13 protein-coding genes are annotated in these 16,300 nt (G+C 53.8%); 8 read left to right on the top strand and 5 right to left on the bottom strand.

Annotation, left to right across the window (positions count from 1 at the left end; genetic code table 11):
- Nucleotides 1-26: 26 nt before the first annotated feature.
- Complete coding sequence (gene cysS / locus FLS37_RS10370; protein WP_157669851.1) at nt 27-1,421, bottom strand: cysteine--tRNA ligase; 1,395 nt, start codon at nt 1,419-1,421, stop codon at nt 27-29.
- A 277-nt stretch (nt 1,422-1,698) separates the two neighbouring features.
- Here cysS and trpE point away from each other — a divergent pair, with 277 nt between their 5' ends.
- Nucleotides 1,699-3,168: an anthranilate synthase component I gene (gene trpE, locus FLS37_RS10365; protein WP_157669849.1), complete on the top strand. Its 1,470-nt coding sequence runs from the start codon at nt 1,699-1,701 to the stop codon at nt 3,166-3,168.
- Nucleotides 3,169-3,267: 99 nt separating this feature from the next.
- On the opposite strand, the gene ppsA is transcribed toward trpE, so the two are convergent.
- Complete coding sequence (gene ppsA, locus FLS37_RS10360; protein WP_157669847.1) at nt 3,268-5,640, bottom strand: phosphoenolpyruvate synthase; 2,373 nt, start codon at nt 5,638-5,640, stop codon at nt 3,268-3,270.
- 155 nt (nt 5,641-5,795) lie between these two features.
- Here ppsA and FLS37_RS10355 point away from each other — a divergent pair, with 155 nt between their 5' ends.
- The 7 genes from FLS37_RS10355 to FLS37_RS10330 all read left to right on the top strand — a co-directional run bounded on the left by FLS37_RS10355 (nt 5,796) and on the right by FLS37_RS10330 (nt 12,291).
- A complete protein-coding gene (locus FLS37_RS10355) occupies nt 5,796-6,614 on the top strand; it encodes a pyruvate, water dikinase regulatory protein (RefSeq protein ID WP_157669845.1) in 819 nt (272 codons plus the stop codon).
- Nucleotides 6,615-6,623: 9 nt separating this feature from the next.
- Entirely contained in the window at nt 6,624-6,767 is a 144-nt protein-coding gene (locus tag FLS37_RS16760) for a hypothetical protein (protein WP_198314577.1), read from the top strand.
- A 9-nt stretch (nt 6,768-6,776) separates the two neighbouring features.
- On the top strand, nt 6,777-7,532 hold the full coding sequence (minC, locus tag FLS37_RS10350; protein WP_157669843.1) for a septum site-determining protein MinC: 756 nt from the start codon (nt 6,777-6,779) through the stop codon (nt 7,530-7,532).
- 111 nt (nt 7,533-7,643) lie between these two features.
- Entirely contained in the window at nt 7,644-8,453 is an 810-nt protein-coding gene (gene minD, locus FLS37_RS10345) for a septum site-determining protein MinD (protein ID WP_157669842.1), read from the top strand.
- A gap of 3 nt (nt 8,454-8,456) precedes the next feature.
- Complete coding sequence (gene minE / locus FLS37_RS10340; RefSeq protein ID WP_157669841.1) at nt 8,457-8,723, top strand: cell division topological specificity factor MinE; 267 nt, start codon at nt 8,457-8,459, stop codon at nt 8,721-8,723.
- A gap of 113 nt (nt 8,724-8,836) precedes the next feature.
- Nucleotides 8,837-9,646, top strand: a complete 810-nt coding sequence (map, locus tag FLS37_RS10335; RefSeq protein ID WP_157669839.1) for a type I methionyl aminopeptidase — start codon at nt 8,837-8,839, stop codon at nt 9,644-9,646.
- Between the two features lie 71 nt (nt 9,647-9,717).
- Nucleotides 9,718-12,291: a [protein-PII] uridylyltransferase gene (locus FLS37_RS10330; RefSeq protein ID WP_157669837.1), complete on the top strand. Its 2,574-nt coding sequence runs from the start codon at nt 9,718-9,720 to the stop codon at nt 12,289-12,291.
- A 73-nt stretch (nt 12,292-12,364) separates the two neighbouring features.
- On the opposite strand, the gene FLS37_RS10325 is transcribed toward FLS37_RS10330, so the two are convergent.
- The 3 genes from FLS37_RS10325 to napA form a co-directional block, all read right to left on the bottom strand.
- Nucleotides 12,365-13,036 (bottom strand): NapC/NirT family cytochrome c, encoded by a 672-nt coding sequence (locus FLS37_RS10325; protein ID WP_157669835.1) that lies wholly within the window; start codon nt 13,034-13,036, stop codon nt 12,365-12,367.
- Between the two features lie 12 nt (nt 13,037-13,048).
- The gene (locus FLS37_RS10320) at nt 13,049-13,495 is read right to left on the bottom strand and encodes a nitrate reductase cytochrome c-type subunit (protein ID WP_157669833.1); all 447 of its coding nucleotides are present in this window, start codon (nt 13,493-13,495) and stop codon (nt 13,049-13,051) included.
- Between the two features lie 110 nt (nt 13,496-13,605).
- On the bottom strand, nt 13,606-16,143 hold the full coding sequence (napA, locus tag FLS37_RS10315; protein ID WP_157669831.1) for a nitrate reductase catalytic subunit NapA: 2,538 nt from the start codon (nt 16,141-16,143) through the stop codon (nt 13,606-13,608).
- Nucleotides 16,144-16,300: the final 157 nt, after the last annotated feature.

Raw genomic sequence — 16,300 nt, 5'->3', positions numbered from 1 at the left:
ATCAGCGCACAAAACCGCAAGTATGCTTAACTACGACGCCAAGTCGTTTCACCCGCCTTATCTTCCAGCACAATCCCCGCTGCAGCCAATTCATCGCGAATGCGATCGCCTTCGGCCCAGTTTTTGGCTGCACGCGCTTCACGGCGCGCCACGATAGCCGCTTCGATTTTGTCGCTAGTCCACTCACCTTCAGCCCCAACATCAGCCTGCAGGAAAGATTGCGGATCGCGTTGCAGCAAGCCCAGCACACCAGCCAAAGCCTTGAGCAAACCGGCTTTTTGCGCGCCCAATTCAGTACCGGCATGTTTATTAGCCTCAGCCGCCAACTCGAACAACACCGCCACAGCTTCAGCCGTGGCAAAGTCATCATCCATCGCCGCTTTGAAACGCGCAGCCAGTGGCTCATTCCAATCAATCGCCACTTCCACAGGTGCAACCGTTTTCAGCGCGGTATACAAACGGGTCAGCGCGTTTTTAGCATCATTCAAATGCACATCGCTGTAATTGAGCGGGCTGCGATAGTGGGCGCGCAAAATAAAGAAGCGCAGCACTTCGGCGTCAAATTTTTGCAGCACTTCACGAATAATGAAGAAGTTACCTAGGCTCTTCGACATTTTTTCATTGTCGACGTTGATAAAGCCGTTATGCAGCCAATAATTCACATACTGCGTGCCGTGTGCGCCTTCCGATTGGGCGATTTCATTTTCATGGTGCGGGAATTGCAAATCTTCGCCACCGCCATGAATATCAAAATGCTCGCCCAAATGATGGCAAGACATTGCCGAACATTCGATGTGCCAGCCCGGACGACCTTTGCCCCACGGAGAATCCCATTTCACATCGCTTGGTTCGTCTTCTTTTGCCGCTTTCCATAGCACGAAATCGCGCGGGTCACGTTTATTTGGATCGACCTCAACACGCTCACCGGCACGTTGCTCGTCAAAATCTTTGCGCGACAATTTGCCGTAGCCGTCGAAATCTTTCACCGAGTAATACACATCGCCATTGGGCGCATGATAAGCCAGGCCTTTATCAAACAGCTTGCTGATAATCGCCTGCATGCCACCAACGTGATCAGTGGCACGCGGCTCGTGATCAGGACGAATAATGCCCAGCGCCGCGAAATCTTCATTCATCGCGTCGATAAAACGCGAAGTCAGGCTTTGAATCGACTCGCCGTTATCAACCGCACGCTTGATAATTTTGTCATCGATATCGGTGATATTACGGACGTAATTGACGTGAAAGCCACTCTCGCGCAACCAGCGCGCGATAACGTCAAACACCACCACCATCCGCGCATGACCGATGTGGCAGTAGTCGTACACGGTCATGCCGCAGACGTACATGTTCACGTGACCTGGAGTGATCGGTTTGAATTCCTGCTTTTCGCGGGCGAGAGAGTTATGCAATGTCAGCATCGTGAGTTCACATTGTTTGCACTAAAAACGAGATTCTACCAAAGCTGTCAAGCCGAACTGTAACTAAAGCGCCTCCTGCGACGCAAAATACAGGAAAGCCCGAGATTATTTGACGCTCCCAGCCGCTTGCAGCACAATCGCAGCTGTTATTGCAAACCAATCTATAGACCCACAATCATGGTAATGCTCTCCACCGAAATCTGGCTTGAATGGCGATGGCGCCGCTGAAAAATCGCGCTGATTCGCTCTTCTATTCCCCAACACCGGAGTTGTCACCATGATTTCCCGTACCGAATTTGCAGACCTTGCAAGCCAAGGCTACAACCGCATTCCTTTGATTTCCGAGCTATTTGCTGACCTGGATACGCCGCTATCGGTTTATTTAAAACTCGCCAATCGCCCCTATTCTTATTTGCTCGAATCGGTCGTAGGTGGTGAGCGCTTTGGGCGCTATTCATTCATCGGCCTGCCTGCGCGTACCCGCATCAAAGTCTGTGGCACTCGCACCGAGCTAATCCACGACGATCAAGTGATCGAAACTTTTGACGGCAACCCGCTCGATTTTATTGAAAGCTATCAAGCGCGTTTTAAAGCACCGCCGACCAAAGGATTACCGCGCTTTATGGGTGGTTTGGTCGGCTATTTTGGCTACGAAACCATTCGCTATATCGAGCGCAAATTAGCTGAGTGCAACAAACCCGACCCGATCGGCGCGCCCGATATTCAACTGTTACTGTCCGAAGAAATCGTCGTCGTCGACAATCTATCGGGCAAACTGTATCTGGTTGTTTACGCCGATCTAGCTAATGACAACGCATTTGATGTAGCTGAATCCCGTTTGCTTGAGTTGCGGATGAAATTGCGTGAACCCGCACAAATCCCGTTCTCATTGCCCGTAGCAAGTGCAGGCACACCGGTTTCAGAGTTTGGCGAGCAGCCATTTAAAGACGCGGTACTGAAAGCCAAGGAATACATCAAAGACGGCGATGTGATGCAGGTGGTACTCGCACAACGCATGAGCGCGCCGTTTGCCGCCTCGCCGATGTCGCTGTATCGCTCGCTGCGCAGCATTAATCCATCGCCGTATATGTTCTATTACGACTTTGGCGATATGCATATCGTTGGAGCTTCGCCCGAGATCTTGGTTCGCCTTGAAGACGACACCGTCACCGTGCGCCCAATTGCGGGTACTCGCCCACGTGGTAAAGATCGCGCCGAAGACCTAGCACTCGAAACCGAACTACTGGCCGATGAAAAAGAAATCGCCGAACACGTGATGCTGATCGACTTGGGCCGCAATGATGCAGGCCGCGTCGCGCAAACGGGCTCGGTGAAATTGGTCGATAAAATGGTTGTTGAGCGCTACTCACACGTAATGCACATTGTGTCTAGCGTTGAGGGCAAACTCAAACCACAGCAAACGGCGATTGACGTACTAAAAGCCACCTTCCCAGCGGGTACGGTATCGGGCGCGCCGAAAGTGCGCGCGATGGAAATTATTGATGAGCTGGAGCCGACCAAACGCGGCGTGTATTCGGGCGCAGTCGGCTATCTGGGCTTTAACGGCGATATGGACGTCGCGATTGCGCTGCGCACCGCCGTGATCAAAAACGAAACACTGTATATGCAAGCAGGTGCCGGCATCGTTGCCGATTCGGTACCGCAAAGCGAATGGCAGGAAACGCTGAACAAAGCCCGTGCGGTACTGCGCGCAGCAGAGTTGGCCACACAGGGGCTTGATGCCTGAACGTAAACATCTTGATGATCGCGCTCGATACAGTAAAAAGCCCCTTTGGCAAACCAAAGGGGCTTTTTAACGAGCATTGCGCCGAAAAGTGTATCAAACCTATTTTTTACCGCCATTAGCGAGAAACAGCCAAGTTTCGATCACGGTATCCGGATTTAGCGAAATCGTCTCAATCCCTTCTTCGACCAGCCATTGCGCGAAGTCAGGGTGATCTGATGGGCCCTGGCCACAGATGCCGACGTATTTATCGAGTTTACGGCAGGCTTTAATCGACATGCTGAGCATTGCTTTCACCGCCTCGTTGCGCTCGTCGAAGCTGGCGGACACCGGGCCGCCGGAATCGCGGTCGATGCCGAGCGTGAGCTGGGTCATGTCGTTCGAGCCGATCGAGAAACCATCGAAATACTGCAGGAATTGCTCGGCCAGCACGGCGTTGGCGGGGATTTCGCACATCATAATGATGCGCAGGCCATTTTCGCCCCGCTTGAGGCCATTGCGCGCCAACAGATCGATGACGCATTCGGCTTCCTTCAGGGTGCGCACAAACGGAATCATCACTTCGACATTGGTCAGACCCATCACATCGCGCACTTTTTTCACCGCGCGACATTCGAGCTCGAAACAATCGCGGAATGATTTATCGACATAGCGCGCCGCACCACGGAAACCGATCATCGGGTTTTCTTCATGCGGCTCGTATTCTGGGCCACCGAGCAGATTGGCGTATTCGTTAGATTTGAAATCCGACAGCCGCACAATGACTTTTTTCGGATAAAACGCCGCACCCAGCGTGGCGATACCCTCAGCAATCTTATCGACGTAAAAATCAACAGCAGAACGATAGCCGGCAATCCGCTCGTCAATTTGGGCTTTCAAAGCTGCGGGCACATTCGGGTAGGCCAGCAAAGCCTTGGGGTGAATGCCAATCATGCGGTTGATAATAAATTCAAGCCGGGCCAAACCCACGCCTTCATTTGGCAACTGGGCAAATTCAAATGCCAGCTCGGGATTGCCAACATTCATCATCAGTTTGACCGGCGCTTTGGGCAGCGTGGTCAGTGAAACATCCATCCGCTCGAATTTAAGCAGTCCGGCGTAGACATTGCCGGTATCGCCCTCAGAACACGAAACGGTCACTTCATCGCCTTCACGCAACGCACGCGTTGCGTCGCCACAGCCAACGACGGCCGGAATGCCGAGCTCGCGCGCGATAATCGCTGCGTGGCACGTCCGACCACCCCGGTTGGTGACAATCGCCGCAGCGCGTTTCATCACCGGCTCCCAATCGGGGTCGGTCATGTCGGATACCAGCACATCGCCAGCCTGCACGCGATCCATTTCCGATACATCGCGGATAATCCGCACCTTGCCCTGACCAATTTTCTGTCCAATCGCCCGACCTTCGGTTAGCACCTCACCGGTTTCCAGCATGCGAAATTTGGTGAGTTTATCCGAGCCGGACTCCTGCGACTTCACAGTTTCGGGGCGGGCTTGCAGGATGTAGAGCTTGCCATCAATCCCGTCACGCCCCCATTCCACATCCATAGCCCGGCCATAGTGTTCTTCAATAATCAGCGCGTATTGCGCTAATTCTTGCACTTCATCATCGGAAATCGAAAACTGGCGGCGATCTTCCAGCGGCACCTCGATCGTTCGTACCGATTTACCGGCAACCGACTGGGTATCAAACTCCATTTTCAACGCTTTACCACCCAAGTGGCGGCGCACAATGGCTGGGCGGCCAGCGCGTAGCGTGGGTTTGTGCACAAAAAATTCATCCGGGTTCACCGCGCCCTGCACCACGGTTTCACCCAGACCATAAGAAGCGGTCACAAACACCACCTGATCAAAACCTGACTCAGTATCAATAGTGAACAATACACCGGCAGCGCCTTTGTCCGAGCGCACCATGCGCTGAATACCGGCGGAGAGCGCAACGATTTTGTGATCAAAGCCCTTGTGCACGCGATAGGCAATGGCGCGGTCGTTATACAGCGACGCGAAAACATACTTCATCGCATCGACTACATTCTGATAACCGACAATATTGAGGAAGGTTTCTTGCTGACCGGCAAAGGACGCGTCCGGCAAATCTTCTGCTGTGGCCGAAGAACGCACCGCAACCGTCACGTTGTCGCCCAGCTTAGCATAGTGCTCGGCCATTTCGGCCTCCAGCTGTGGCGGTAGTGGCGTCGCCATAATCCAGTCACGAATCTGCTTGCCGGTTTCGGTCAGCGCTTTAACATCATCCACGTCCAGTGTTGCCAAGGCAGCATCAATGCGCTCGGCCAGCCCTTCATGCGCCAGAAATACGCGATAAGCTTCAGCCGTGGTTGCAAAGCCGCCTGGTACGCGAACGCCCTTTTCGGTCAGCTGGGAAATCATTTCCCCCAAAGAGGCGTTTTTGCCGCCCACTTTTTCCACGTCGCTCATCCGCAGATGCGCGAAGTCAATCACATAATTTTCTGTCATCGGCCGACCCTTTCTATCTGGATTTAAAATGCAGTTGCTGCACTGCAACGCACGCAACTTAAGTTAACCATAGATTTTTTTTTGGCAAAGTAAGTAATTGTATCTACTGGTTTTCCCCTGACTGTCAGTTTATGCTGCAAAAAAAGGAAAAAATCATGCGCCGTACTGCGTTTTTTGTCTCTGGCCGTACAGGTATTACGGTAGAAATTTTAGGCCATTCATTGCTGTCACAATTTGAAGATGTCTCGTTTAACCGGATTGTGTTGCCCTTTGTCGATACGCTGGAAAAAGCCGAAGAAGTCGCCTTGCAAATCAGGCGTCAGGCGCTAATTGATGGTTGCAGACCACTGGTATTTAGCACCATTGCCAATCTGGAAATTCGCGCCAAGATTCAAGTGCCTGACGCACAATCTTTTGATTTCTTTGCCCAGTTTATTGGCCCGTTGGAAGAAGAACTGGGCGTACAGTCTTCACACACCATTGGTCGCTCGCACGAAATCAGCAATTTTGAGGAGTACAACAACCGCATTAATGCGGTCAATTTCTCGCTCAATCACGATGATGGCGTCATGCCGCGCGATTTGGCCGAGGCAGACCTGATTCTGGTCGGGGTTTCCCGCTCAGGCAAAACGCCAACCTGCCTCTATATGGCGTTACAATTTGGCATAAAAGCAGCCAATTATCCGCTCACTCCCGAAGACTTTGGCCAGCACACCTTACCGCGCTTGCTGCTGCCTTATCGCAACAAGCTGTTCGGCCTAACAATAGACCCGGAGCGGCTGCGGCAGATACGTCAGGAGCGCAAACCCGATAGCCGCTATTGCCAGCTGGAAACCTGTCAGTTTGAAGTTGCGGAAGCCGAAGCACTGATGCGGCAAGTGGGGGTGCCCTATCTGAACACTACTCGCATGTCGATTGAAGAGCTGGCCACCACCATCATGCACAAAACCGGGCTAACCCGACGTGCCTACTAAGCAGACTCAATGAGCATGATTGCCCAGCAATCGGCACCGCTGGGCCAGAAATCTGCTCAGCAACAGTTTTTTGCGAGTCTGACGCGCGTTTACAGCTTCCTAGTGCGGGGCCGAAAAGGTAAACTGCTGGCTTTACGCCCAATCATCATTTGATCGCCCGCCATGACGAGTTTTGCCTACCCGCAGCAAGCGGCCAGCCTGTTTGAATTTAAAAGTACCACCGCGCGCCTAACTGCCTTTATTCCCGTCACAACCGATTGCGATCAACTGCACGCCGCTTTGCAAAGCCAGCTCGGTGGCGTCGATCATTTTCTGGCCGGCGAGCAAATTGTCATTGATTTTAATAGCCTGCCGCAAATCCCGAGCGCGGTAGAAATTGTGGCCATTATTAGCCTGTTACGGCAATTTGCGCTGGCACCGATTGCAGCACAAGGCGGAAATCGCGATCAGCAAGTGGCAGCCAAGGAGGCCGGTCTGGTGATCCTTAGTGACAGTGACCTTGCAGCAAGCAGTGCCGCAGGCAGCGCCGCGCCGCAAAATACCCAACCCAAGTATCAGCCTGAAGCCCTTACCCCACAAGGCGCAACGATCATTACCCGCCCTGTGCGTACCGGGCAACAAGTGTATGCCAAAGGTGGCGATCTGATTGTGCTGGCCTTGGTCTCGAATGGCGCCGAAGTGATTGCCGATGGCAATATCCATGTCTATGCGCCATTGCGTGGCCGCGCGCTGGCAGGCGCCCGTGGCGATAGCAAGGCGCGGATCTTTACCACCTGTATGGAAGCAGAACTGGTCTCGATTGCCGGAGTCTATCGTAGCCTGGATCAGGATTTGCCCGCATCAATCAGCTCAAAGCCCGCCCAAATCTCGCTGGAGCAAGACAAAATCATGATTGAGCCATTGAATAATTTGAATTAAACCGTCAGGCCGGATTTTGATATCCGGCTGCAGCATTGGCAGTAATGGCGAAAAGCCAGTTGAACAACAATTGAATATTTGAATATTAAGTGACTGTTTAGGGGACCTATTGTGGCAAAAATCGTAGTTGTTACCTCGGGCAAAGGCGGCGTGGGCAAAACCACCACCAGCGCCAGCTTCGCATCCGGCCTGGCCTTGCGCGGCTTTAAAACCGCCGTCATCGATTTTGACGTGGGCCTGCGTAATCTGGATCTGATCATGGGCTGCGAGCGCCGCGTGGTATATGACTTTGTCAATGTGGTTCAAGGTGAAGCCAGCTTGCGCCAGGCGCTGATCAAGGATAAAAACTGCGACAATCTGTTTGTGCTGCCAGCATCACAAACCCGCGATAAAGATGCATTGTCGAAAGAAGGTGTTGAGCGCGTGTTGAACGAGCTCAAGCACGATGGCTTTGATTACATTGTGTGCGACAGCCCCGCTGGCATTGAAACCGGCGCATTTCTGGCACTGTATTTTGCCGACGAAGCGATTGTGGTTACCAACCCGGAAGTCTCGTCAGTGCGCGATTCGGATCGTATTATCGGCATACTGGACGCCAAGTCCAAACGTGCCGAAGAAGGCGGCACGGTCAAAACACATCTTTTGATCACGCGCTACAGCCCGGCCCGCGTTGAGTCGGGCGAAATGCTCTCGCTCGATGATGTTCAGCATCTGCTGCGGATTTCCTTGATCGGGATTATTCCGGAATCCGAAACCGTGCTGCAGGCGTCCAACTCGGGCACCCCTGCCATTCACAATGCGGGTACCGATGTTTCGGAAGCCTACAAAGACGTCATTGCCCGTTTCCTGGGCGAAGAAAAACCCATGCGCTTTATTGAAGTGCCAAAACAGCCGTTCTGGAAACGGTTGTTCGGAGGTTAAGCAATGTCGATTCTGAGTTATTTTTTTGGCGAAAAGAAAAAAACCGCCAGCGTCGCCCGCGAGCGTTTGCAAATCATTCTAGCGCACGAGCGCGGTGGCCGCGAAGCGCCCGATTATCTGCCGCAGCTGCAGCGCGAGCTGGTCGAAGTAATTTCCAAATATGTCGCCATTGACCCGGAAGACATCAAGGTACAGCTGGAGCGCAAGGACGACTTTGAAGTGCTTGAAGTCAATATTGTGCTGCCGGAACATCGAAAAACCGCAGTCTGATGTGACAAAAGGGGCGAAAGCCCCTTTTTTTACATTGCAGCCTCACAGAACGGCGGTGATATAATCAAGTCAATTATATAAAGCAAAGCATCGCAAACGATGCGAGAGACACGATGACCATTAGCATCAAAACCGCTGAAGAAATCGAAAAAATGCGCATCGCTGGCCGCTTGGGCAGCGAGGTGCTGGACTACATCACGCCCTTTATCGTGCCCGGCGTCACCACCGCCGAGATTGATCGCCTGTGCCATGAATATATGATCAATGTGCAGGGTACCATCCCGGCGCCATTGAATTACTGCCCGCCTGGCTATATACCCTACCCTAAATCAATTTGCACCTCGGTGAATAATGTGATTTGTCACGGCATTCCGAATGACAAACCACTGAAAAACGGCGATGTGGTCAATCTGGACATTACCGTAATCAAAGACGGCTACCATGGCGACAATAGCCGCATGTTTATGGTCGGTGACAACGTCGCCAGCCATGCCAAACGTCTATCGCAAGTGACTTACGACTGCATGTGGATCGGCATCGAGCAGGTTAAACCCGGCGCGCATTTTGGCGATATTGGCGCGGCAATCCAGAAATACGCCGAAAAAGCCGGCTATTCGGTCGTGCGTGAATTCTGCGGCCACGGCATTGGCGCGGTGTTTCACGAAGAACCACAAGTGCTGCATTACGGCAAAGCCGGTACTGGCCCGGAAATGAAAGCGGGTATGATCTTCACCATCGAGCCGATGATCAACGCCGGTAAACGCGAAATCAAGCAAATGAACGACGGCTGGACGATTGTGACCAAAGATCGCAGCTTGTCGGCCCAGTGGGAGCACACCATTCTGGTCACTGAAACCGGCTATGAAGTGCTGACTCTGTCGGCTGGCTCACCAGCCAAACCGGAAAAATACCTCCTTGGCTAATCGTCTGTAATTCAATAAATCAGGGTATTGCGTGGCAATACCCTTTTTTATGCTTCGCAATCAGGAAAACCATGCGTTCAGTCACCGCCATTCGTGAATCCTATGCCACCGCCAAAGCTGCACTGCGTGAGCGCTTTAATGTCCCGTCCAAAGCAGCACCGCTACTTAATGCGCTCGCCAAGCTCACCGATACAACCCTGATCGAGCTATGGGATAGGCACGAATTTACCAGCGAGGTATTGCTCGCTGCAGTAGGTGGCTACGGGCGTGGTGAGCTATACCCCTCATCCGATATAGATTTGCTGATTTTATTACCCGATCAGCCCAGCCCTGCCTTGCTGGAAAAGCTGGAAATTTTTGTTGGCGAGCTGTGGGATATCGGGCTGGAAGTGGGCCATTCGGTGCGCACGATTGCGGACTGTTTGAACGAGGCCGAGCGCGACATCACGGTGCAGACTGCACTACTGGAAACGCGGGTACTGGTCGGCGATGGCGCGCGTTTTGCCGAGTTTATGGACACCGTTCACCGCCATATCGACCCGAAAGAGTTTTTCGACGCCAAGCTGATCGAGCAACAGGCGCGTTACGGCAAATTCCAGAATGCCACCTACAAGCTCGAACCCAATATCAAGGAAGCACCCGGCGGCTTGCGCGATCTGCATTTAATCGGCTGGATCGCCGCCAGCCAGCGCCTCGGTCGCGACTGGCATGCACTGGCGGCGCTGGGCATGCTCACGCATGAAGAAAACCAAAAACTGTGCGAAGCCGAGCGTGTACTGCGCACCTACCGCATTGCGCTGCACTGGCGCGCGCGCCGCCGCGAAGACCGGATTTTGTTCGATTACCAGCATCCACTCGCCAAAGAGTTTGGTTTTGATGATCTGTCGGCGGCTGGCCGCATCACGCAGCGCGCCTCCGAAGCGCTGATGGCCGAATATTATCTGGCGGCACGGATTGTCACGCAGCTGGTACCGGTCTTGGTGCAAGCGCTGCGTGCACGGATTTTCTCGTATATCGGGCGGCAAACCATCCAGATTTGTGAGGATTTCCAAATCCGCGATGACTTACTGGAAATCACCGATCCGGCGCTGTTTGAGCGCAAACCAGCCAGCATTTTGGCGCTGTTTCTGCATTTTGAACAACGCCGCGAAGCGCGCGATATTGCGCCAGAAACACTGCGCGCGCTGTGGCATGCACGCAATAAAATTGACGACGAATTTTTGCAAAACCCGCACAACCGCCAGCTATTTATCGCGCTGTTTCGCGAGCCACGCGGGCTAACGCGCATTTTGCGCCGCATGAATCAATACGGCGTTTTGGGTCGCTATATTCCCGAGTTTGGCGATATTGTTGGCCGGATGCAGCATGATCTATTTCACGTCTACACCGTGGACGAGCACACGCTGATGGTGCTGCGCAATGTGCGCCGCTTTGCCGTGCCAGCGTTTACCCACGAATACCCGTTGTGCTCGCGCCTACTGGAAGAGTTTGCGCGCCCCGAAGTGCTGTATCTGGCGGCGCTGTTTCACGATATTGGCAAAGGGCGCGGTGGCGATCATTCGCAGCTGGGCGCGGCCATTACCCGCGACTGGGTTGATGCTCACCCGCTGCCGCAGGAGGACCGCGACCTGATCGTCTGGCTGGTGACGCATCATTTAACTATGTCGTCAATCGCGCAAAAGCAGGACGTGTACGATCCGGATGTCATCGCCGAATTTGCCGCGCTGGTGAAAGATCAGCGCCACCTGAACGCGCTGTATTTGCTCACCGTGGCCGATATTCGTGGCACCAGCCCAAAAGTGTGGAACGCGTGGAAAGCCAAGCTGCTGGAAGACCTATTTAAAGGCACGGCGCGCTATCTCAATAGCCAGAACATCACTGCGCATTCGTGGCTGAACGAGCGCCAGGATGAAGCACTGCGCCTGCTGCGTCTGTATGGCTTTCGAACCGACGCGCATCAGCCGTTCTGGAGCAAACTCGATACCGTGTATTTCTTGCGCCACGATGCACGCGATATTGCCTGGCATACGCGGGTATTGCTCGCGCATATGGACGCCAGCCAGGCCACGGTGAAGGCCAAATTGTCCGAATCGGGCGAAGGCTTGCAGGTAGTGGTGTACACCCCGGATCAGCCGGATCTGTTTGCGCAGATTTGCAGCTTTTTCGAGCGCGCGGGCTACAGCATTTTTGACGCGCATATCCACACCACCACACACGGCTATGCGCTGGATACTTTCTATGTCTATATCCCGGACGCGCTCAGTACCTCGTATCGCGACCTGATCAATTATGTCGAATACGAGCTGGCGCAGCGCATTATCAAAAAGCTGCCGCTGCAAGCCGCACCCACCGCCCGCCTATCCCGCCAGCAAAAACACTTCCCAGTGCAAACGCATGTGCAGATGCGAGCCGATGAAAAAGGCAAATACTATGTGCTATCGGTGGTGGCAGGCGACAGACCCGGCCTGCTTTCAACCATCGCCCGCATTCTGGCCAGCAACCGGATTGAAATCCAGTCGGCCAAAATCATGACGCTGGGCGAGCGGGCAGAAGACAATTTCCTGATCAGCGGCAGTGTGCTGAGCGACGAACGCACCCGTTTGCAGATCGAGAACGAACTATTACAGGCGCTGAATCCGCAATAAACCCGCAATCGTCATAGCAGCAGCGAGGCCGATACTCATTCGGCCTCGCTGTCCATTTGCGGCTAATGCGCTCTTACTCAATCCCGGCCATCTCGTCAGAGACCGACGAGGCCGCGCTGGCATCAGGGCGAGCCGGATGCATCACATTGGGCGCCACTGCGCTGCCCTCTTCAACGCCAATATGCTGCTGAACATTGGGCAAATGGTGGGCAATGCCTTTGTGGCAATCAATACACGTCATCCCCGAGCTCAAGCCTTTCTGGTGCGCATTGGCCGAGCGGCGGTTTTGCTCCATATAGTCAAAATACTCGTAATTGTGGCAATTGCGGCATTCTTGCGAATCATTGGCCTTCATGCGACGCCATTCGTTTTGCGCCAGCCGCCCACGGTTTTCCAGAAATTTCTCGCGGGTATTGATCGAGCCAGTCAGCTTGCCCCAGACTTCTTTGGAAGCCTGAATCTTGCGGATCATTTTTGGCCCCCATTCGTGCGGCACATGGCAATCGGGGCAAGTGGCCCGCACGCCCGAGCGATTGGTGTAATGCACCGTTTCCTGATACTCGGGGAAGACGTTATCGGCCATCTCATGGCAGCTCAGGCAGAATTTTTCGGTATTGGTCATCTCCAGCGCGGTATTAAAACCACCCCAGAAAATAATACCGAGCGCAAACATGCCGACCAATCCCCAAAAACCCAGCCGCACAGCCCGGATCTGGCTCCATTTTGTTTTTGCCCAGTTGATCATGGCGCGCATCCTTTATTTGACCAAACCATCAGCGGGCTTGAATTTATTGCCCACCAGCGGTTTTGCATCGGTTTGCGGTACATGGCATTGCGTACAGAAATAACGGCGCGGTGACATATTGGTCAGCTCTTTGCCTTCGCGGGTTTTAAAGTGCGTGACCGATACGCGCGGCGCACCGGAATCGGCTGCCCTGTCCCAGCTGTGGCAATCGAGGCATTTATTGAATTCCTTGCTGATCAGATAGCCCTTGGTGGTATGCGGAATCACCGGCGGCTGCTGGACAAACTGCCGCTGCTGCGCGGTTTTATCGCGCTCATAGCGGTAATTTTCCGAAGGCACATCGCCTTTAACCGCCTCGGTACCACGCAAAGAGCGCAGGCCTTCGGCCATAGCGCCAGCACTGATCACTCCCAAACTCAGCGCCAGTATCAATCCTACAAAACATGCCCACTTTTTCATTTTCTTATCCTCATCAATCCCGTTTTATCAACCGCTCACCCATTTAGATAAACTAGAGTATTGCCCTGCAAGCCATGTCAGCAAAGAGCTACAGAGCAATACCCCTAGGCTTAAACCTTACTCACTTTGACTGCGCATTTTTTAAAGTCGGTTTGCTTGGAAATCGGGCAGGTTGCATCGAGCGTCAATTTGTTGACCAAGCGGCCTTCGTCAAAAAACGGCACAAAGATCAGGCCTTTGGGCGGCTTATTGCGGCCACGGGTTTCTAGTCTGGCGGTGATTTCGCCACGACGCGATGTCACCTTGACCACCATGCCGCGCTGCAAGCCACGCTGCTTGGCCTCGTCCGGGTGCATAAACACCATCGCCTCGGGTACGGCCTTGTGCAGCTCGGGCACGCGGCGCGTCATCGTGCCGGTATGCCAGTGCTCCAGCACGCGGCCAGTACATAACCACAGGTCGTATTCTTTATCCGGCACTTCGGGTGCAGGCTGATAAGGCAGGGCGAAAATATTGGCCTTGCCGTCCTTATTGCCGTAAAAACGCACCCCCTCGCCTTTTTTGACGTAAGTGTCGTAGCCTTCGCGGTAGCGCCATTTGGTTTCCTTGCCGTTGACCACAGGCCAGCGCAGGCCGCGTACCTGATGGTATAAATCGTACGGCGCCAGATCGTGACCATGGCCACGCCCAAACTCGGCGTACTCTTCAAACAGGCCTTTCTGAATATAAAAACCAAAGGCTTTGGCTTCGAGGTTTTCAAAGCCTTTTTGCAGCTGGTCGTTTTTGAATTTGTTGACCTTGCCGTTGGCATACAGCACGTCAAATAGCGTTTTGCCCTTCACGGCCGGTTTTTTGGCGATCAGCTCGGCTGGCCAGACTTCCTCCACCTTGAAGCGCTTGGCAAACTCGACCAGCTGCCACAAATCGGATTTGGCTTCGCCCGGCGCATTGACCTGCTGACGCCACACCTGGGTGCGGCGCTCGGCATTGCCAAAACCACCTTCTTTTTCCACCCACATCGCCGTTGGCAGCACCAGATCAGCGGCCAAGGTCGACACGGTCGGATAGGGATCGGACACCACAATGAAGGTATCCGGACGACGCCAGCCCGCGTACAGCTCCTGATTGATATTTGGCCCGGCCTGCATATTGTTATTGGCCATTTGCCAATACACCTTGATTTTGCCGTCCTTGATCGCGCGTGCCATCGCCACGGCATGCAGGCCGATTTTGTCCGGAATCGTGCCCGCAGGCAGTTGCCAGATCTCCTCGGCGTGGTGGCGATGCTCGGGGTTGGTGACGACCATATCGGCGGGCAGGCGGTGCGCGAAAGTCCCGACTTCACGTGCGGTACCGCAAGCGGAGGGCTGGCCGGTCAGCGAGAACGGGCTATTGCCTGGCTCGGCGATTTTGCCCACCAGCAAGTGGATGTTGTAAATCATATTGTTCGCCCAGGTGCCACGGGTGTGCTGGTTAAAGCCCATGGTCCAGAACGAGGTCACTTTTACTTTCGGGTCGGCGTACATCTCGGCGAGCTTGGTCAGCTTTTCGACTGATACGCCAGAGAGCTTGCTCACCTTTTCGGCGGTGTACTCCGACACATATTTGGCAAATTCATCAAAAGTGATGGCTTTCGCTTCAGTCGGCATCGTTTTGGGCTTGCCGTCTTTACCCGGATAGCCATTGGCTTTGGCGTTCGCTTCCAGCGGATTATTCGGACGCAAGCCGTAACCGATATCGGTTTCACCGAGTTTGAAGTTGACATGCTTTTTGACAAAGTCTTTGTTAACGCGACCCGTGCTGATGATGTGATGACAGATGAAATTCATCATCGCCAGATCGGTTTGCGGCGTAAACACCGCGCCCAGATCGGCCAGCTCGAATGAGCGATGCTCGAACGTCGACAACACGGCTACTTTGACATGCTTGTTCGATAGGCGACGGTCGGTGATGCGACTCCACAGAATCGGGTGCATTTCGGCCATATTCGAGCCCCACAGCACAAAGGCATCGGCCGCTTCGATATCGTCGTAACAGCCCATCGGCTCGTCCATGCCGAAAGTGCGCATAAAGCCAGTCACAGCCGAAGCCATGCAATGACGCGCATTCGGGTCGAGATTATTGCTGCGGAAACCCGCCTTCATCAGTTTGCTGGCGGCGTAGCCTTCGTGGATCGTCCACTGCCCCGAGCCAAACATCGCAATCGAGTTCGGGCCGGTGGTTTTGAGCGCGTCTTTCCACTTTTGCTCCATGATGGCAAAAGCTTCATCCCAGCTTACCGGCGTGAATTCGCCGTTTTTATCGTATTTGCCATTTTTTTTACGCAACAAAGGCTGGGTCAGCCTATCTTCGCCGTACATGATTTTGGACAGGAAATAGCCTTTGATGCAGTTCAGACCGCGGTTGACCGGCGCATCAGGATCGCCCTGCGTAGCGACGACGCGGCCATTTTGCGTGCCCACCAGCACCGCACAGCCGGTACCACAGAAACGGCAAGGTGCTTTGTCCCAGCGCACCGTATCACTGGCTGCGGTGCTCGTTGGTGCGGCGGCCTTTTTGGGCGCAGCCTGTACCAGCGGGATGCCCACACTGGCGGCGGCTGCACTCACTGCAGTGGCCTTGATAAACTCGCGACGATCTAAACTCATTGCTTTCCCCTCCTCAAACTTGCCAAGTTGCAGCCCGGCCTGACCGTCGGGTCTGTGGCTTTGCTGCAGATTTTTTGTCCAACTGTGTCCGGTTGTGGCCGACTGTATCTGACTGGATTTAATGCCGGATATTTCTTGTTCTGCGCTTGCGCAACAT

The organism is Chitinibacter sp. GC72, from assembly GCF_009760905.1.
Classification (GTDB): Bacteria; Pseudomonadota; Gammaproteobacteria; order Burkholderiales; family Chitinibacteraceae; genus Chitinibacter.
The sequence above is the reverse complement of the archived record's forward strand: the minus strand, read 5'-3'. Positions and strand labels throughout refer to the sequence as shown.